General features: G+C 55.0%; 19 protein-coding genes. 5 read left to right on the top strand and 14 right to left on the bottom strand.

What is annotated here, in order from left to right:
- Positions 1-11 precede the first annotated feature (11 nt).
- From LRS40_RS19965 to LRS40_RS19950, 4 genes are all read right to left on the bottom strand, one after another.
- Positions 12-1,001, bottom strand: coding sequence for a 2-dehydro-3-deoxygalactonokinase (locus tag LRS40_RS19965; RefSeq protein ID WP_231312478.1), 990 nt, complete (start codon positions 999-1,001; stop codon positions 12-14).
- Positions 1,002-1,020: 19 nt separating this feature from the next.
- A complete protein-coding gene (locus LRS40_RS19960; protein ID WP_231312477.1) occupies positions 1,021-2,037 on the bottom strand; it encodes a 2-dehydro-3-deoxygalactonokinase in 1,017 nt (338 codons plus the stop codon).
- A gap of 43 nt (positions 2,038-2,080) precedes the next feature.
- Complete coding sequence (locus tag LRS40_RS19955) at positions 2,081-3,235, bottom strand: iron-containing alcohol dehydrogenase (protein WP_231312476.1); 1,155 nt, start codon at positions 3,233-3,235, stop codon at positions 2,081-2,083.
- Positions 3,236-3,436: 201 nt separating this feature from the next.
- Positions 3,437-4,690, bottom strand: a complete 1,254-nt coding sequence (locus LRS40_RS19950) for an MFS transporter (RefSeq protein ID WP_231312475.1) — start codon at positions 4,688-4,690, stop codon at positions 3,437-3,439.
- 122 nt (positions 4,691-4,812) lie between these two features.
- On the opposite strand from LRS40_RS19950, the gene LRS40_RS19945 reads away from it, so the two are divergent.
- The 3 genes from LRS40_RS19945 (at position 4,813) to bioD (ending at position 7,893) form a co-directional block, all read left to right on the top strand.
- Positions 4,813-5,712 carry a LysR family transcriptional regulator gene (locus tag LRS40_RS19945; RefSeq protein WP_231312474.1) on the top strand — a complete coding sequence of 300 codons (900 nt, stop codon included), beginning with the start codon at positions 4,813-4,815 and terminating at the stop codon, positions 5,710-5,712.
- Between the two features lie 127 nt (positions 5,713-5,839).
- Positions 5,840-7,060, top strand: coding sequence for a sugar metabolism global transcriptional regulator Mlc (mlc, locus tag LRS40_RS19940; protein WP_142489306.1), 1,221 nt, complete (start codon positions 5,840-5,842; stop codon positions 7,058-7,060).
- A 125-nt stretch (positions 7,061-7,185) separates the two neighbouring features.
- The gene (gene bioD / locus LRS40_RS19935; RefSeq protein WP_231312473.1) at positions 7,186-7,893 is read left to right on the top strand and encodes a dethiobiotin synthase; all 708 of its coding nucleotides are present in this window, start codon (positions 7,186-7,188) and stop codon (positions 7,891-7,893) included.
- Here bioD and clcB read toward each other — a convergent pair.
- The 7 genes from clcB to LRS40_RS19900 form a co-directional block, all read right to left on the bottom strand.
- Positions 7,828-9,138, bottom strand: a complete 1,311-nt coding sequence (gene clcB / locus LRS40_RS19930) for a voltage-gated ClC-type chloride channel ClcB (protein WP_231312472.1) — start codon at positions 9,136-9,138, stop codon at positions 7,828-7,830. The two genes, bioD and clcB, sit on opposite strands and share 66 nt — an antisense overlap.
- Before the next feature lie 88 nt (positions 9,139-9,226).
- Positions 9,227-10,378, bottom strand: a complete 1,152-nt coding sequence (gene osmV / locus LRS40_RS19925; protein ID WP_156263689.1) for an osmoprotectant ABC transporter ATP-binding protein OsmV — start codon at positions 10,376-10,378, stop codon at positions 9,227-9,229.
- Positions 10,378-11,025 (bottom strand): osmoprotectant ABC transporter permease OsmW, encoded by a 648-nt coding sequence (gene osmW / locus LRS40_RS19920; protein ID WP_142489310.1) that lies wholly within the window; start codon positions 11,023-11,025, stop codon positions 10,378-10,380. Before osmW ends, osmV begins: the two co-directional genes overlap by 1 nt.
- Before the next feature lie 9 nt (positions 11,026-11,034).
- Positions 11,035-11,934 (bottom strand): glycine betaine ABC transporter substrate-binding protein, encoded by a 900-nt coding sequence (gene osmX, locus LRS40_RS19915; protein ID WP_231312471.1) that lies wholly within the window; start codon positions 11,932-11,934, stop codon positions 11,035-11,037.
- A gap of 18 nt (positions 11,935-11,952) precedes the next feature.
- On the bottom strand, positions 11,953-12,663 hold the full coding sequence (gene osmY / locus LRS40_RS19910; RefSeq protein WP_032617901.1) for an osmoprotectant ABC transporter permease OsmY: 711 nt from the start codon (positions 12,661-12,663) through the stop codon (positions 11,953-11,955).
- Positions 12,664-12,920: 257 nt separating this feature from the next.
- Entirely contained in the window at positions 12,921-13,664 is a 744-nt protein-coding gene (locus tag LRS40_RS19905) for a YoaK family protein (protein ID WP_156263691.1), read from the bottom strand.
- 170 nt (positions 13,665-13,834) lie between these two features.
- On the bottom strand, positions 13,835-14,458 hold the full coding sequence (locus tag LRS40_RS19900) for a glutathione S-transferase family protein (protein WP_231312470.1): 624 nt from the start codon (positions 14,456-14,458) through the stop codon (positions 13,835-13,837).
- A 152-nt stretch (positions 14,459-14,610) separates the two neighbouring features.
- Between LRS40_RS19900 and LRS40_RS19895 the strand changes: the two genes are divergently transcribed.
- Positions 14,611-15,132 (top strand): hypothetical protein, encoded by a 522-nt coding sequence (locus tag LRS40_RS19895; protein WP_231312469.1) that lies wholly within the window; start codon positions 14,611-14,613, stop codon positions 15,130-15,132.
- A gap of 135 nt (positions 15,133-15,267) precedes the next feature.
- Positions 15,268-15,663, top strand: coding sequence for an Imm63 family immunity protein (locus LRS40_RS19890; RefSeq protein WP_156263694.1), 396 nt, complete (start codon positions 15,268-15,270; stop codon positions 15,661-15,663).
- Between the two features lie 142 nt (positions 15,664-15,805).
- Here the strand turns inward: LRS40_RS19890 and LRS40_RS19885 are convergent, their stop codons facing one another.
- The 3 genes from LRS40_RS19885 to LRS40_RS19875 form a co-directional block, all read right to left on the bottom strand.
- On the bottom strand, positions 15,806-17,161 hold the full coding sequence (locus LRS40_RS19885) for a carbohydrate porin (protein WP_231312468.1): 1,356 nt from the start codon (positions 17,159-17,161) through the stop codon (positions 15,806-15,808).
- 83 nt (positions 17,162-17,244) lie between these two features.
- The gene (locus LRS40_RS19880; protein WP_142489318.1) at positions 17,245-18,672 is read right to left on the bottom strand and encodes a glycoside hydrolase family 32 protein; all 1,428 of its coding nucleotides are present in this window, start codon (positions 18,670-18,672) and stop codon (positions 17,245-17,247) included.
- 187 nt (positions 18,673-18,859) lie between these two features.
- Positions 18,860-19,114, bottom strand: coding sequence for a SemiSWEET transporter (locus LRS40_RS19875; protein ID WP_142489319.1), 255 nt, complete (start codon positions 19,112-19,114; stop codon positions 18,860-18,862).

The following is a 19,114-nucleotide window of genomic DNA, read 5'->3' as shown; positions in this document are numbered from 1 at the left end:
GTACAAAGGAATTAAATAATCTGTCGGCGAGACGCCATGGCAAATAACCCGGAACTGGAAAGAGAACGGTTTGCCGGTGCGATTGTTATTTTTCCGGTAAACCAGGGGTCGTTATCAATTAAGGTGGCAAAAGCAAATTTCAGGGTATCTTTACCGCATACGATGACATGCGTATCCGGCGTAACCGTAAAGGCCTTGCTGTTTTTAACCGCCTGTAAATCATCCTGTAATACTGCACCGAGCAGCACGTTGGCTTTCTGGTTCAGCGTTAACTCACCGAACATATCTAGCACGCGAACCGAGAAACAGGTGCGGGACAGGCCGGTAGTCAGACACTGATTCGCCCCTTGCATCAGGGATGGCGCGTCAATTTCGCTGGCAAACTGCAGGTTAAGCGAGCTGGCGAGGATCGTATGGCGGGTGATCACATCCAGCATTTCCCCGCCAATAGTGGTTACACAGCCTTCGATCCGATTTTGGGCATCGATTTTCACGAACTTCGAGTGCGAGCCCGGCAGGATAATCAGCGCCGGACCGGCTATATCAAGGCTGGCCAGCACGCCGATGGCCTCAGTTTCTTCCCCGCGCATCATGTCCATTTGCTCGGCATTGTCCAGCGTGACCGGCGCGTTATGGTTACGAATGCCCGGCACAAACCAGACGGGCTCGTCGGTAATCGCCGGCAAATGTGCGCTAACCATCCCCTGCGCCAGCTCATCCAGGCCTGCGGGGGCCAGTAAATGGGGTATTTCACACAGTCCCACATTGGAGGTGATCATCCCGGCAGAGAGATAAACCACTTTTTCTCCTGCCGGGATCCGTGCCTGGCTAAGCACATCCTGAACGGCTTCGCTAACGCCTCGCATTAATGTTTCGGTACTGCCGGAAATGGCGGTATCACGCACGCCCACCGGACGGGCTGCCTCGGCGAGCAAACGCGTATCCTGCCAGGCACACACGCGGGTATTGGTGGTGCCGGTATCAATAGTAATAATGTACATATCTTTCTCGCTCTTCTTATCACTGTAGGGTGTGAAGAATATTGGCAATAGCGCTGGCGCCGGTAATGGCTAACAGATCTATTTGCTCTTCGTCAGATATAATGCGTAACGGATTATAAATATTTAATTGTTGCTGAATGACGTGCTGATATATCTCGCAGCGTCTGGCGTTGCCAATTAAGAAGACGTCGCCATCGAAATTAAACCCCTGTTGTTGCGCGTCGGCGAACAATTTTACGTCGTCACCGGCCATGGCGCTTTCAAGGAATAATTTGCGCTGAGAGGCGGTGGTTGGAAATGAAAATTGCAAGAAGCGCGTCATTAATACGGTGCGTAAAAATCCACTGTCGGCCACGGAACGGCAGGCGGCATCAATAATATCTCGATCAATTTCCTCGGCGGGTTCTTCCGCAGAGGTGGTGACACTGGATGATACAAACGTCTGTTTCACTATGGCGGCATAAATCTGGCCGCTGAGTGAGGTAATGCTACCCGCGATCTGCCCCTGTTCGTTAATGGAAATCAGCTTGGTGGTAGAGCCTAACTCAATCAACGTGCAGGGCAGACGCGGCTGGTAGCCCAGCAGAATTCCCGCCGCCTGCGTCTCTTCGCCACGCATGAGATCGATACCGCGCAGGTTAGCCCATGAAGGCGTTGTGTCGTTTTTAATCCCCGGAATTAATATCACCGGAATAGAAAGGGCCAGCAGTTCGTTTTCGGCAAATTTTACCGTGTGCTGCGCCAGCTCGGCAATGCTGGCGGGGGCAATACGATGCGGAACTTCATGCAGCCCCAGGTTAGAGGTAATCATCCCCGAGGCAATAATAAAGGCAATATCATTTTCAGCGAGGCCGTTTCTTGCCAGCAACTGTTTTACGCCATTCGCCATCGACTGACGTAATATGTCGCTACTCCCGGAAGTCAGCGTGGAATTCACCCCTTCGGTAATTATTACTTTATCAATAACGCGGGTATCGGAAAACTTCAGCAAATAAATACGCGTTGCTGACGAACCTGAATCAATAACCACAAACATATTCGCTCCTTTATCGTTATCTGTTCGCCATTACCGGGAGGGATTACAGGCTGCGCTGTAAAATATCGCGTAAGGTTTGTGCATCCGGCACGCGCGGGTTATTTTCCAGAACCACCTTCATGGTGGTTTGCACGTTATTAATGATCCAGTCGAAATGTTCTTCCTTAACGCCCAGCTCGGTTAATGAAGGCAGCATGTTGACGGACTGAAGGAAATCGGTCACCGCCTTAACGCTGCTGTAAGCGGCGGCTTCGGTATCCATATCCCGCGTGTCGACACCCATGGCGGCGGCGATGGCGGCAAATTTTTCCGGTGCGGCCGACCAGGTATATTCCATAAACGCGGGATAGACGGCGGCGATACCTTCTGCGTGGATCACATCCAGTAAACCGCCCATAGGATGTTGTAGCGCGTGCGGCAGCGTGGTGCCTGCGCAGTCGATGGCCATACCGGCCAGGGTACTGGCAAAGGAGACCTGCTCCCAGGCCGCCAGATCGGTGACATCGGCGTACACGCGCGGCAGGTTTTGCGCCAGCAGGGTAATGGCGCGCAGGGAGAGCATTTCGCTGAACGGATGCGCGTTACGGGAGATGTACGATTCCAGGGCGTGGAACAACACATCTGCCCCCGGCCCGGCAATGACACGTTTCGGCAGGGTCAGCATCAGTTCCGGGTCGATAATTGACGCCACCGGATAAATCAGCGGATTCACCAGCCCTTTCTTATCGTGGGTTTCCGGGTTGGTAAATACCGCGGTACGGTTAGCTTCGCTGCCCGTGCCAGCGGTGGTCGGTACCAGAATAATCGGCAGCGCGTGCTGGGCCACTTTTCTGCCGAACACATAATCCCAGATGCTGCCTTCGTTAAGCGCGCAAAACGCAATCCCTTTCGCCATATCCATCGCGCTGCCACCGCCGATGCCGATGACCAGATCGCATTGTTCCTGCTGCGCCAGCTTTGCTCCGGCTTCCACGAGGGTAGAGAGCGGGTTTTGCATGAATTCGTCATAAACGGCGAAGGTCAGGCCTGCTGCGGATAAGGCTTCCTGAGCCCGGGCGAGCTGGCCGGTCGGCTTGGTGCTGTCAGACACCACCAGCAGGGCCTTCTTGCCATAGTGCTGAGCAATGGTCCCGAGCTGATTGAATTTGCCTGGGCCGACGTGAAGTTTGACGGGGTTGTTGAAGATGAAATCGGTCATTTGTTTTTCCCTTTGTTCGTAAATGCGGACAGTGTTCGGATATGTGTTTATTATGGGGCGATATTTTTCCGATGCATAATCCGTTTTGTCTGAACAATGAGCGGACTCACATTTTTTTCTGTAAAGGAAAGATGGGCAGGGTTTTCGGAAAAGTGCTTAAGCCTGCTCTGACAAAGGGGAGGCGCCAGAGCAGGCGGAGAATTAATGCAGACGTTTATGCAGGCTGGCGCCCACCAACAATGCGGCACACAGCATCAGGGCGATAAATGCCCCCACGCCGTTCCAGCCGTACTGATGCCAGAACACGCCGCCCAGCGTCCCGGCAATGCTGGAGCCCAGGTAGTAGCTAAAGAGATACAGCGACGAGGCCTGGCCTTTGGCGCGGCGCGCGCGCGGGCCAATCCAGCTGCTGGCGACCGAGTGGGCGGCGAAAAAGCCGGCAGAGAAGAGCAGCATCCCGGCGAAAATCACCCACAGATTGGCGAGGAGGGTTAACAGCACCCCGGCCAGCATGATGCCTGTCGACGCCAGCATCACCGGACCGCGGCCAAAACGAGTGGTCATCGCCCCGGCTTTCGGTGAGCTCCAGGTGCCGGTCAGGTAGGCCACCGACAGCAGGCCAACCAGGGCCTGACTCAGGTGCCAGGGGGCGAGCATCAGCCGGTAGCCAATGTAGTTAAACAGGGTGACGAACGAGCCCATCAGCAAGAATCCGGTGAGGAACAGCAGGGGCAGGCCCCGATCGCGCCAGTGCAGACGGAAGTTAATCAACAGCGTTTTTGGCCGCAAGGCCGTAGGACGAAAGTGGCGCGACTCCGGAAGGATTTTCCAGAACATCAGCGCTGACGCCAGCGCAAAACAGCCGATCGCCGCCAGCGCAATCCGCCAGCTGAAGAAGTCGGTAAAGACCCCGCTGAGCAGCCGTCCGCTCATCCCGCCGATGGAGTTACCGCTGATGTAGAGCCCCATCGAGAAGGCGACAAAGCTGGGGTGGATCTCCTCGCTGAGGTAGGTCATGCCTACCGCCGCCACGCCGCTGAGAGAAAGGCCGATCAGCGCACGCATGATGAGTATCCCGTGCCAGCTGGTCATCATCGTCGACAACAGGGTACAGACCGAGGCCAGCAGCAGGGCGGTAACCATTACCGGTTTACGCCCGATGGCATCCGACAGCGGGCCGGTAAAGAGCAAGCCGACCGCCAGCATCCCGGTGGAAATGGAGAGCGAAATACTGCTGCTGGCGGGCGTCACGCCAAACTCCTGCGCCAGCACCGGCAGGATCGGCTGCACGCAGTAGAGCAGGGCGAAGGTCGCCAGTCCGGCGGAGAAGAGCGCCAGGGTGACGCGCATAAACTGCGGGGTGCCGCGTTTGATTAACTGCACCGGGCGCGATTTGGCCGGTAAGAGATCGATATCATCTGTCGGGGCGATATCAGCCGTTGTTGTACGACTCACGTAAGTTCCTTGCTTCAACATCCCCGTGATTTCTGGTGACGGGTATGACCACAGGGATCAGGGTAGGAAAATGTAAATATTCTGTCTAATATATTAATAATCTCAAATGATACGTTAAAAATATGAATATTGAACTGCGTCATCTGCGCTACTTTGTGGCCGTCGCGGAGGAGCTGCATTTTGGTCGTGCGGCGGCGCGGCTGAATATCTCCCAGCCGCCGCTGAGCCAGCAAATTCAGGCCCTGGAGCTTCAGGTGGGGGCCCGTCTGCTGGCGCGCACCAACCGCAGCGTGGCGCTGACGGCGGCAGGACGCCAGTTTCTGGCGGACAGTCGGCAGATCCTGAGCCAGGTGGATGAGGCGGCAGCCCGGGCGGAACGCCTGCATCATGGCGAAACCGGGGAGTTGCGCCTCGGGTTTACCTCTTCCGCGCCCTTTATTCGCGCCATCTCGCAAACCCTGTCGTCGTTTCGCCGCCTCTCCCCGGATGTGCATATCCAGACCCGGGAGATCAACACCCGGGAGCAGATCGTCCCGCTGAGCGAAGGCTCGCTCGACCTCGGCCTGATGCGAAATACCCAGCTGCCGGATACCCTGGCGTGGCAGCGGGTGCTGCGCGAGCCGCTGCTGGCGATGATCCACCGGGATCACCCTCTGGCGGCAAAGCCTGTGGTTTCGCTTGCGGAGCTGGCCCATGAGCCGTTTGTCTTTTTCGACCCGCATGTCGGCACCGGCCTGTATGACGACATCCTGGGGCTGCTGCGCCGCTACGGGGTTACCCCGGTCATCACCCAGGAGGTGGGCGAGGCGATGACCATTATCGGACTGGTGGCGGCGGGGCTGGGCGTGTCGATCCTGCCCGCCTCGTTCAAGCGCCTTCAGCTGAATGAAATGCGTTGGGTGGCGATAGCCGAACCGGATGCGGTGTCGGAGATGTGGCTGGTGTGGTCGAAACATCATGAGCTCAGCGCGGCGGCACAACGTTTCAAAAATCTACTGATTAATGCCCCTTCCGGCGGCTAAGCCGCAAAAAAGGCGGGCAAAAATGTGCTGTAAATCACAAGGCTAAGTAAAAATTTGACGATTACTGTAGAAGTGCTTCACCATAGCCCACAGTTTATTTCGAAGCTCGAAAATAAGGGAGTACGTGGTGGTTGCTGATAGTCAGCCTGGGCATATCGATCAGATTAAGCAGACCAATGCGGGTGCAGTATATCGCCTGATTGATCAGCTTGGGCCGGTCTCGCGCATCGATCTTTCCCGCCTTGCGCAACTGGCACCTGCCAGTATCACCAAGATCGTACGAGAAATGCTCGAAGCGCATCTGGTGCAGGAGACGGAAATTCAGGAGCCGGGCAGCCGCGGCCGTCCGGCAGTAGGTCTGGTGGTGGAAACCGAAGCCTGGCACTACCTCTCGTTGCGTATCAGCCGGGGTGAAATCTACCTGGCGCTGCGCGATCTCAGCAGCAAGCTGGTGGTGGAAGAGCAACTGCCGCTTGAGCTGAAAGCCGAGCTGCCGCTGGAGGTACGGATCACCGCGCTTATCGATCAATTCTTTATTCATCACCAGCAGAAGCTGGAGCGTCTGACCGCCATCGCCATTACCATGCCAGGCATCATTGATACCGAAAACGGTATTGTCCACCGGATGCCGTTCTATGATGACGTCAAAGAGATGCCGCTGGGAGAGGTGCTGAAAAACCACACCGGCGTGCCGGTCTATATTCAGCATGACATCAGCGCCTGGACGATGGCCGAGGCGCTGTTCGGCGCCTCACGCGGGGCGCGGGACGTGATTCAGGTGGTGATCGACCACAACGTGGGGGCCGGGGTGATTACCGATGGCCGTCTGCTGCACGCCGGCAGCAGCAGCCTGGTAGAGATTGGTCATACCCAGGTCGATCCCTATGGTAAACGCTGCTACTGCGGCAATCATGGGTGTCTGGAGACCATTGCCAGCGTCGACAGCGTGCTGGAGCTGGCCCAGCTCCGCCTCGGCCAGTCGATGAGCTCGTCGCTGCACGGGCAGCCTTTGACGGTGGCGTCGCTTTGCGCGGCTGCCCAGCAGGGCGATCTACTGGCTAAAGATATCATTACCGGCGTCGGCACCAACGTCGGGCGCATTATTGCCATTATGGTTAACCTCTTTAACCCGCAAAAGATCCTCATCGGCTCGCCCCTGAGCCAGGCGGCAGAGGTTCTCTTCCCGGCCATCGCCGACTCCATCCGCCAGCAATCCCTGCCAGCCTACAGTAGGCATATCGTGGTGGAGAGCACCCAGTTTACCAATCAGGGCACGATGGCCGGTGCCGCGCTGGTAAAAGATGCGATGTATAACGGTTCACTGCTGATCCGTCTGCTACAGGGTTAACCGTTTCTTACAGACTTACTAAAAATTGCGCTATCTCAAACTGAGCGGATAGCGCATGCCTTAGACTTCCCCCACTGAATTATTTCCTTGATTTATATTTCCAAAGCATAACGGTGGAGTGAGTGATGCTTAAGCGTTTCTTTGTAACGGGTACTGATACTTCTGTCGGTAAGACGGTGGTGTCCCGCGCCTTGCTGCAAGCCCTGATGGCAAGCGGCAAGAGCGTTGCAGGGTACAAACCGGTAGCAAAAGGGAGTAAAGAGACGCCAGAGGGATTGCGCAATAAAGATGCGCTGGTGTTACAAAGCGTCTCCTCGATTGAATTGCCCTATCATGCGGTAAACCCCATCGCCCTCAGCGAAGATGAGAGCAGCGTGGCGCACAGCGTGGCGCACAGCGGGCGGGTCAATTACAGCCTGTTGTCGGACGGGCTCGCCAGCCTGAGCGAGCAGGTCGATCATGTGGTGGTGGAAGGGACCGGCGGCTGGCGTAGCCTGATGAATGATTTGCGTCCGTTATCGGAGTGGGTGGTGCAGGAGCAGCTCCCGGTGCTGATGGTGGTGGGCATTCAGGAAGGCTGTATTAACCATGCCCTGCTGACGGCGCAGGCCATTGCCAATGATGGTCTGCCGCTGGTGGGCTGGGTGGCAAACCGCATCAATCCGGGCCTGGCCCACTACGCTGAAATCATTGACGTGCTGAGTAAAAAACTGCCTGGCCCGCTGGTGGGCGAGCTGCCGTATCTGCCGCGCGCAGAGCAGCGCGAGCTAGCGCACTATATCGATCTCTCGGCTCTCGGCAGTGTGTTGACCGTAGACAGAGTCGTGGCGTAACGTCCGGGACAGGACCGACGCCACCACGCAGGCAATCAGCAAGCCGGGCAGCAGAAGATACTGCCCGGTCATTTCACAGACCATCAGCGCCGACATGATCGGTGCGTGCGTCGTGGCGGCAAGCAGTGTCGCCATACCCGCCAGCCCCAGCAAAATCGCAGTTTCAGACCCCGGCAACCACAGCATAAAGATTTGCGCAAACAGCATCCCGGTCGCCATGCCGACAAACAGCGTTGGCGTGAAGACCCCGCCCGGTGCGCCCGAACCGCTGCTGGCGAGCACGGCCAGCAGCTTGCAAATGAATACCCCCGCAATCACCGACAGCACAGGCGGCGCCAGCAGAAACGCCTGCATCACGCTGTAGCCATTGCCCCACACTTTGGGCGTCAGCAGCGACAGCAGCCCGACAATCAGCCCGCCCAGCGCCAGCTGCCACGGCGGCGAGAGTTTCAGGCGCAGAAACAGAGCGTGGCTGAAGGACATCAGCCACATCAGCGCCGGGCCGCAGACGCCCGCTAGCAGGCCCATGCCGACCATCAAAGCGTAATCCACCCCGGTCAGAGTTTCGCTGAGATGCACCTCATACAGCGTGCTCGCACCCGGACTGAGCAGGCGGGTGGTGAGAAGTGCAACGACCGCGGCTATCACCACCGGGCCGAGGGACGCCAGCATCAGGGTACCGAACAGGATCTCGGCAATAAACAGGCTCCCGGCTAAGGGCGCGTGGTAGGCGCTGGCCATCCCGGCGGCGGCCCCGCAGGCGATCCACAGTTTCCATTCTGATTTCGGCGTAAAGCGCTGGGCAAAAAAGGAGGCGGCGAGGGTGGCCAGCAGGATCATCGCCCCTTCACGACCAATGGCGCTGCCGCTGGCAACTACCAGTAACGACGCCAGGGATTTCACCAGGCTGGCACCGTAATCGAACCGCCCGTCGCCCGTTTCCAGAGCTTCCATATAGTCGGTAGGGGCATGGGGACGCTGCGCCGTCATCCGCTGCCATCCCCACAGCAACAGTCCGGCCACCAGTCCGCCCAGGGCAGGCGTCAGCGCGCGCCGCCAGGGCGAAAGCGCGCTGGCGGCATTCACCAGGCTGCCGCTTTCGTTACTCAGGAACAGCCACTCCAGCAGGTACATGGCGTGACGAAACACCGCCACGGCCAGCGCCGCCAGCACGCCGGTGACGGTGGCAATCAGCAGCCTGCGAAACATCGCGCGGATGTCAGGGTAAGCATGGAGTCGATGCATGGGTTACGCGTAAACAGGGAAGATACAATATTGTGAGGGGAAATCGCGGGGTTAGCAACGTAAAGCGCCGGGCAGGGCCCGGCTGACTTTATGAGTTCTCGCTATGAATATTCAGCGCCCGGCGGGTGCGGCCAGAGCTGAGGTATTCCGCGATATAGTCCTGGGAAATCTCGCCGTTATAGCGGCCGTCCTCATCCACAATCGGCATCCAGCTGGTGTTACTCTCATACAGGCGGGAGAGCACCACGCGAAGGTTGTCCTCCGCCTTGCCGGTCATGCGGAACGGATGGATCAGGTCGGCGCAGGTACCGGTGGCATGACGCGCTTCCCGGCGCTTCACAAAGCCCAGCGGCTTGCCGTTTTCATCCACCACGGTCACCGCGCGGATATCGTTATCGTCCATCGTGGCGAAGGCCTCAGGCAGCGGCGTGGCCGGGCGAACCGTGATCGTCGGCTGCTGGTCCGTTACATCTCCTGCAGAAACCAGCAGCAGGCGCTTCAGGGTACGGTCCTGGCCGACGAATGAGCCGACAAACTCATTCGCCGGTTTAGCCAGCAGTTCGTCCGGGCTGGCGCACTGGACAATTTTCCCCTGACGGAAGACGGCGATGCGATCCCCCAGCTTCAGCGCCTCGTCTATGTCGTGGCTGACCAGCATCACGGTCTTTTTCAGCTTGCGCTGCATCTCCAGGAACTGGTTCTGGATCACCTCGCGGTTAATCGGGTCGACCGCGCCGAACGGCTCATCCATCAGCAGTACCGGAGGATCTGCCGCCAGGGCGCGGATCACGCCGATACGCTGCTGCTGGCCGCCGGACATTTCGCGCGGATAGCGGTTGAGGAACTTATGCGGATCCATCGCCACCATATCCATCAGCTCTTCGGCGCGGGTTTTACAGCGGGCTTTGTCCCAGCCCAGCATCCGTGGCACCACGGTGATGTTCTCTTCGATGGTCATGTTCGGGAACAGACCAATCTGCTGGATCACATAGCCGATGTTGCGGCGCAGGGTGACGGTATCCATGTCGCTGGTGTCCTGACCGTTAATCAGGATTTTGCCGCTGCTTGGGGTAATCAGGCGGTTAATCATCTTCAGGGTAGTGGTCTTGCCGCAGCCGGACGGGCCGAGCAGGACGCACATTTCCCCTTCGGGCACGTTCAGGTTAACGTTATCCACGGCCTTAAAAGTCTGGCCCTGCTTCTGTGAAAATTGTTTGGTGAGGTTTTCCAGTTTTATCATTATCGAATCCCCTTTGGAGTCAGAACGATCTGCAGACGGTGCAGTAACCAGTCGAGCACGATCGCTAAAAGACAAATCATCAGCGCACCGGCAATCAGCATACGAATATCGCTTCCGCCAATGCCGTTAAGCAGCAGCAGGCCCAGCCCGCCAGCACCAATCACCGCGGCAATCGCCATCACGCCGATGTTCATGACTACGGCGGTGCGGATCCCGCCAAAGATCACCGGCAGCGCCATCGGAATTTCTACCCAGCGCAGACGCTGCCAGAAGGTCATGCCGATGCCGCGACCCGCTTCGCGCAGGCCCGGCGGCAGGCTGTCGAGGGCGGTGTGGGTGTTACGCACAATCGGCAGCAGCGAGTAGAGAAACACCGCCGTAATAGCGGGCAGGGCGCCAATACCCTGACCGATCATGGAAAAGAGTGGGATCATCAGGCCGAACAGGGCAATCGACGGGATGGTCAGCACGATGGTGGCAATCCCCAGCACCGGCGTCGCCAGCCATTTGTGGCGCACAATCAGAATGCCCAGCGGCACGCCGATAATAATGGCTAAGCCCACGGCCAGCGCCACCAGCCACAGATGTTGCAGCGTCAGGGTTAACAGATAGCCCCAATTATCAATAATGTAATGAACCGTATCCATAGCGCCTCCTTACAGCAGCTGCTTGCTACGCAGGAAATCACGGGCGACCTGCTGCGGTGACTGATGATCGATATCCACCTTCTTGTTCAGCTCGGTGATAACGTCGTTGTTGAGCTGGGCGGAGAGGGTATTCAGCGCCTCTTCCAGACCCGGGTTAGCCTCCAGGGTGTCCTTACGCACGACCGGCGTCACCGCATAGCTCGGGAAGAAGCCCTTATCATCTTCCAGCACTTTCAGGTCAAAACCCTTCACGCGCCCGTCGGTGGTGTAGATCAGCCCGGCATCGACAAAGCCGTCGCGCACCGCGTTATAGACCAGACCGGGATCCATCTGGCGGATCTGCGGGCGATCCAGCTCCAGGTTGTAGGCGGCCTGCAGCGGCTTCATGCCGTCGCTGCGCCCGGAAAACTCGAGATCGAGCCCCAGCAGCCAGTTGTTATCCGGGTCGGTTTTACGCACCAGCTCAACCTTCGCCACCAGCTCCGACATGGTGTTGATATGCTCCGCCTCGGCGCGCTTACGCTGCATGGCAAAGGCGTAGGTGTTGTTCATGTCAGCAGGCTTAAGCCACACCAGGCCGTGCTTCGCATCCAGGCGTTTCACCGTCTCGTACGACTCCTGCGGCGACATGCGTTTGTTGATGTGGTTAAAGATGATCAGCGAGGTACCGGTGTACTCCCAGGTCATATCGATCTGCTTGTTGATCATCGCGTTGCGGGAGATGACCGTCGCAATGTTGGTCTGGGGCTGAACCTGAAAGCCCTTCTTTTGCAGATACTGCACGGTCATGGCCGAGAGAATGTGCTGCTCGGTAAAGCTCTTGGTCGCCAGAATCAGCGGCGCGGCGAGCGCCTGGCTGGAGAAGAGCGCGGCGGCGCACAGCGCCGTCAGGCCGGTAAACAGTCTCATAGAAGCTCCTTGTTATAATTATCGCGCGAGATGCGGGCTCATCAGGCGACCCAGCGCCGCCAGCAGCGTATCCAGAATCAGGGCGAACAGGGCGGTAGCCGCAGCACCCAGGATCAGCGTCGGGAAGTCGTTCAGGTAAATACCCGGGAAAATCAGCTCGCCGTAGCTGCTGGCGCCGATCAGGAAGGCCAGCGGCGCGGTACCGACGTTAATCGCGGTAGCGATGCGGATCCCGGAGAGCATCACCGGCCAGGCGTTGGGGATTTCCACCTGCCACAGACGCTGCCATTTGGTCATCCCGATGCCGTTCGCCGCTTCCAGCAACGACCCCGGCACGGAGCACAGCCCGGCGTAGGTGTTACGCACGATCGGCAGCAGCGAGGCCAGGAACAGGGCGATGATGGCAGGGGTATCACCAATGCCAATCACCACCATCGCCAGGGCCAGAACGGCCAGCGGCGGCAGGGTGTTACCGACGTTAAAGATCTGCATCACGTATTCGGCGATACCTCGCGCGGCCGGACGGCTCAGCAAAATACCGCTCGGGATACCAACCAGCAGGGCGAAGAACATGGAGGAGAAGACTAAAATCAGATGCTGTTGTCCGAGATAGACCAGGTCAACCTGGCGCGCTTTGATCGTCTCGAGCCCAATTCCCCAGACGAGGAGGGCGACAACCACGATAATCGCGCCGACAAAAAGCAGCGAACGTTTGAATAATGGATGCATTGCGATGTGTCTCCCTGTGCGCATGCGTTATAGCAACCACCGGTTGCCTGTTGTTATGCCATGATTCGGCAGGGGTATTTGAGCTATAGCAAGGGATTGGGAAGGGTTCCAGCGAAGCGGTAAAATCAGTAACCCTATGAAAACAGGGGTAATCATAGTTTAAGCCTTATGGGATAAGGGCTGGTCAGGGGGAGGCAGAATAGTCTTAAAGATATTCTCATTAAGTGACACCGTCACTTAATGAGTAGGCAAGTCTGTTATTTGCTGAGGGCAGTGCGGACTTTTCGCACACGTAGCGAGGTGCTGATGATGGAGAAAGCAGCCACGAAAACCAGCATGAGCCCCAGCGCCAGCATCGCATTGAAGCCAAACCACCGGAACAGTATCAGCCCGGCAATACCCCCGGTAATGAATGAGAAGAGGGTGGTGAGATGGGTTTTGAGCTGGCTTCGTTGTGCTGCGGTATCTTTGGAGTAATCCCGGCGCAGCATCGCCACTACCACCGAGGCCAGCGAAATGCCTGCGTCGGTTAACGTGCCGGTAATGTGCGTGGATCTTACCCGTCCGCCGGAAAGCTGGGTGGAAGTTGAGTTATGGATCCCCATCAGGCCGCAGAGAAAAACAATAATTTCCCGATTGGTGGTGAAGGTATGAAAATACATTTCATACAGAGACACACCGGCCAGTAATAGCCCTTCAATAAACAAAACCTGACAAAAAATGAGCCGCACATTCTGAATGATGCCCCATAAAACGATAATCCGGGCAATAATTGCTCCCGTAACAAACGACAAAATAATGGTGGCAAAGAAAATAATATCGTTCAGATCCGTTGAGGAGACTTCACTGGAGAATTGCGAGGTATTGCCGGTCATATGGGAAGGAAAAAACCCGAATGCCCCCAGCGCAATAGCATTCAGTAATCCTGCGGAGGTGGCCAGCCAGAGGGCAAGCCGGCGATCCTCCTGATGCGTTCGTTCTTTCTTGAGTTTAATCAGCAAAGAATACCTCCGGTTTGAGCTTTGCCTGAATAATCAGGCTAGCAAAGACAATTCACGGGTTGTCCAGGATAGCGCTTAATTATTACGGCACCGGAGGCCTGTGTGGATTTAGTAATTAATTAAAATAACCTTGATAAGAAAGTGATTATTAAGCATCGGACACGGCAGGCTCACATCATTCCATTATTGCCGTGGCGTAAAAACGCCGGGCGTTGGTTTAAACGGTCAAACCAGGCCTCGATGGCGGGCACATCCGGATGATCGAAGGGCGTCATCTTCCAGCGGTTTACTGACAGCCCCAGCACCACATCGGCGAGGGTAAAGGTCTCGCCCGCCACCCAAGCCCCGGTGCGTTGCAGGTGCTGCTCAAGGATCGCGATATGGTGATTCCACTCTTTAATCCCGGCCGCTATCCGCGCGGGATCGTTAAAGTCCGGGTTTTTGCGCCCCAGGGCTGGGAATACGTAGCGCCAGGCGTTGTTGAACTCGGTCGCCTGCCAGTCCATCCAGCGCTCGACGTTGGCGCAGGCCTGCGGATCCGTGGGGAGCAGATCGTCGCGCCCGGCTTTACGCGCCAGATAACGGCAGATCGCATTGGATTCCCACAGCACAAAATCGCCTTCGATCAGCACCGGTACCATGGCGTTCGGGTTGAGCGCGCGGAAGGCGTCCGTTTCCGTCGAGGTAAAGCCACTGCCGTAATCTTCCTGCAGATAGTCCAGACCCGTTTCTTCGCAGGTCCAGAGCACTTTGCGCACGTTAATGGAGGTGGTTTTGCCGAGGATTTTTAGCATGGTGCAGATGTCCTTTGTCGGATGAGTTAATAACAATACAGCAGTTATGCAGGGAGCTTAGGGCAAATTCTGGTGGGGAAGTGGTGACGTGCGGTAAGTAATGATTTATGCAATAGTTGAAACACAATGGAAGTATTAAGAAAGGAGTAACGATGAAAAAAGTGTTGGGATTATTATTTGTCTTATTGCTGGCAGGCTGTTCCACCCCCGGTAAACCCGCTTTCTTTTATACCTGGACGCAGTACCGTACGGGGATTGATATCAATCTCCCTAAAGAGCCTAAATATAATGACTCCTTTCATGGGACGTTACGCCAGGACGATGATGGCGAATATGCCCTGATTGTGATCTATAACGGCGGCAACGTTGTAAGCCAGTTCGGCTATGTCACCAAAAACACGCTTGAAAGCTGGATTAACCTCTATTCCGGATTCCTGAAATGGGATCCCAAAGATACGGCAGCGACAACCAGATTCACCGTCCCGGATACAGACTCGCTGACGCGCAAAGAGTACGATATTGAATATCGCCTCGTTCAGGGGAAAAAGCTTTTTGTCATCAATAAACACAGCTCTGATGCCCTGTTCACCGATTTCTCCGAGATGTCGATGGATGAGGCGAACGTGGCCAAAGCGCTGGATGTTTATGAAAACCTGAGAACAGTGCTCAGGTAGTCAGGCTGGTTAATTGTCCATGGCATTGTAAGCTGTTGCCGGTCATTCAGAGCGCGGAGCGGACATCAGCCCCTCGCTCAGAATCCTCTCCGCATTACGCGGGGAGGTTCGCTTAAGGCTAAAAAATAATCAATCATGAAAGATATCGAAGCGTTACGCGCAGAACTTCTCAAAATAGGTGAGCGAATTGGAGGGGGGATAAGGCCCAATTATTACTTCATCATCCCTGACGGACCTGATGGTATGGCAACGCCCTATCTGGAAATTCATGGTCAAGAATATCACTTCATTGTCAATGAAAGAGGTATCGAAATAGCGCGTAAAGTGACGCTGAGTGACGATGAGATTCTTTACTGGTTTGTTGAATGTGGCGTGGCTGGTTTAGCGGCAGAGTTTGCAGCCTTGCACAGCTCACCGGGCAAGGCATTCAGGGAGGTTTATTTCCGGAAACAATACAGTTTAATGCTTTCCATTAAACCTGAATGGGCGACAAGGAAACGCAAAGAATTTTCAGAAATTCTTAGTGCTTAGATCTACAAATGTCATTACGTGAGTCTGTCTGCGTTAAAAGGGCCGTTACCATTGCAAAAGCTTCAAACGGCCCTGTGCTATTTATGGGTCATGGCGTGATGAACAGGCTGATTGCAAGGGTACTCCTGTCGCGATAATGCAATTAAAACAGATATTTAAAACGCAGGCGTGCGCCGTAACGTGGTTGGTCATTAGCTTCTTCTTGTGCTGTTGAATTAAGCCAGGAGGTGTAAGCGCCAAGGTAAATGTTGAAATTGGGCATATTCATAATATTGGGTAATTGCCAGGAAGTGTGGATAGTATGGATGTCGTAATTTCCAGGCGCGAGTATTGCGCATTCGTTATCACATTCACTGTTTAATCCGGATATATTGAATTCGGAAATTTTGTTATGAGCATAAATATAGCCTAACTCAACGCGGTGCCAGAGCGCATTGACCCCTACGCTAAAGTCTTTTTCGTCTTCTGCATCCATATAAGCAGTGCTCATATTAACCACTACACCATCTTGCGGATTTTTTTTCAGGGTATTCCAGTTCATGGTTAAACCATATCCTGTGCGCTCCGATTGATCGTGCCACTTTCCGTCAGGATCTTTATAGCCGTAAGCGTTGTTGACAAGGTTAGTTTCCATAGCAGCCGCCACAGAATAGTCGCCTGAACGCCAGGCAATAACCGGGCGGACGTAAACCACATTTTTTTGATTATCGAGTTCAGTTCCGTGATAACGCTGGTCTACGTAAAGTGAACTGCCATCCTCTACCAGTGTATTCACCTCCAGATACCAGTTATCTGACGTTTTACTGAATAGCAGATTCCCTCCGCTGTTACTGCGCCCACGCGCCTCTTTCATCATGTAGATGTAGCCATAACCGTCGCTATACAAGTCATTAGCTGTGTTTCCAGAGTACTCGATAAAGGTGTCCTGGTTGAGGGGGAACATATCATAGGCTTCAAAGCGCCCAACCTTAACTAACCAGTCTTGCTGTTGTCCAAAGAAGAACGCCGCATCATCAAGGTTCATTTTCCCATTCATATCCGCCAGCGGTTGGACAGTAAAACCGGCAAACTGGTCATTCGATGAACGTTGTATACCGTCAATGCTTAATAGAATACGTCCATTGATATCCCAGCGTTCTTTATCGCCCGGCGCCCAGTTTTTATTCGCGCTGGTTTTTGCCGATGTTAAACTACCGGTGCGGCTGGCACCATCAAGATTAAACTCCACGTCACCATGGAATTTCAATTCCGCATCTTTATTTAAAGTTAATTTAGGTACGTCTGTTTGCTTTGCTGAATTTGTGTTATTTTCATCTTTCCTGGCTGATGCTTGTTTTAATGCTGCTATTTCTGCCTCTGCGCTATAAGCGCGATTTTCTGCATCCTGTAATCGTTGTTCAAGCACCATAAAGCGCTGTTCAATAGTTAACGGTGTCTGGGAAAAAACGGAGGCCGAGTATAAACCGGCGCAGAGCACCGATCCGGTTGTTATTTTCATCGAATCAAACCTGTATAATTTTAATGATGCCGACGCGTGACGCCGCAGGGTAATTACTACGGCATTTATTTATATTTATTTCTTTATTCCAGATGCCAGGCACCACACTCCGTGAATTCGGCACGTCCTGACCAGGCAAAGAGACTCAACATGCGTGACTGCGGATATATACGGCTGCTCAGACAAGCTTCGCCGTCATTGACGAAAACTTCCACCGACGAGCTGTCGAAGAATACCCGCAGTTTCAGCGTTGCGGAAGCGGGGAGAGGAATGCTCCGTTGCCCGCAAAGACCAAGCTCCGGATAATTGCGCTCAAGCACCAGCCGTTGTGCCTGGTTATCGACATACAAGCGCATACCGTCCTCCAGCGCAATACCGTATTGTTCTGCATCACAGGCGGCCAGTTCCCACTGCAAAATGACTTCCGTTGTTTCGCAGTGATTCATCACTGGCAGCATTTTGTTGCTCAGGGTGCTGACGGGCCAACTGAACCAGTGCTGGCGTAGGTTTTCCAGCTCTCTTACAGGACGCATTTGCAGGCGATTATCGGCAGTGAGTGTCAACTCTCGTGGTAACGTCAGCATGCCTGACCAGCCGTCTTGTTGTTCCGGCATTGGAGATCCCCACATGGCCATCCAGCCCAGAACGATGCGACGGCCATCCGGGGCAAGAAAGCTCTGCGGTGCATAGAAATCGTGTCCGTGGTCCATCTCCCGGAACGCGCTCTGTTGCACGAAAGGGGCACCCGGTTGCCACTGCCCAACCAGATATCCACTCTGGAATAAGTTACGATTTTCATATCCCTGTGCCGCCATTCCCTGCGGCGAGAACATAAGTATCTGTTTGCCGTTTAGGGTGAATAAGTCCGGGCACTCCCACATAAAGCCCATCTTCTCGTCCGCTTCGGCCAGAACCCCCTCAGCTTGCCAGCTTCGTAAGCACTCTGAACGATAGAGCCTGACCTGCCCGGTATCACCCACGCGCGCGCCGACCACCATGTACCACGCTTCGCCTTCCTGCCACACTTTCGGGTCGCGGAAATGATGCAGTCCCGCAGGAGTGTCAATAACCGTCCCGTGACGCGCAAATTCGATGCCATTTTTGCTGGTTGCCAGACACTGCACCTGGTACAGGTTGTCGTCACTGCTCAGATCGCCGTGAAATTTATGGCCGGTATAAATCAATGACAGTTCATCAGCGTTCACTACCGCAGAACCCGAGAAACAACCATCTTTGTCTTCTGGCCCAACCGGTGCCAGCGCCACCGGCAAATGTTCCCAGTGCAGCATATCGCGGCTGCGCGCATGCCCCCAGTGCATCGGCCCCCATTCCGGGGAGTAAGGATGATGTTGATAAAACGCGTGATACCACCCGTCAAACCAAACCAGCCCGTTGGGGTCATTCATCCAACCCGCTCGCGGAGCAAGATGGTAACGTGGATACCAGCGAATGTTCAGTTGGTCTTGCTTTTCGTTCAGGGCCTTCTCAGCATTGGCAATCAATAACGTCATAACAACTCACTCCTGAATAATTCAAATGGGGGAGGTTGCGATAGCCGCCCGCCGGATAAGGACTTATTGCCTCGTAAAAAGAAAATCGAAAGGATCGTGTAGAGTGGATAAGCGATAACGTCATCCGCCTTTTTATCTGTTATTCCAAAGAAAAATTCCGGATGACGCTACGCTTATCTGGCCTGCCTTAGCGCAAGCGGTATTTCATAATTAAGACGGGCAGAGCAAACAGCAATGTCAAAAGATTTGCCGCGCTAATAGCCAAATCGTTAATTAATAGCCCATATAAAAACCACATCATCAGTCCGCAAACGAACATCGCGTACATCAGGCCGGAGATGCCTTGCGTATTGCGTGTGGAAATCACTTTTACCGCCTGGGGCAAGAATGACAATGTTGTCAGGCTTGCCGCTATGTAACCAATTACAGATATCCATTCCAT

This window comes from Leclercia sp. G3L (assembly GCF_021117075.1).
In the GTDB taxonomy this organism is placed as follows: domain Bacteria; phylum Pseudomonadota; class Gammaproteobacteria; order Enterobacterales; family Enterobacteriaceae; genus Enterobacter; species Enterobacter adecarboxylatus_C.
The sequence above is the reverse complement of the archived record's forward strand: the minus strand, read 5'-3'. Positions and strand labels throughout refer to the sequence as shown.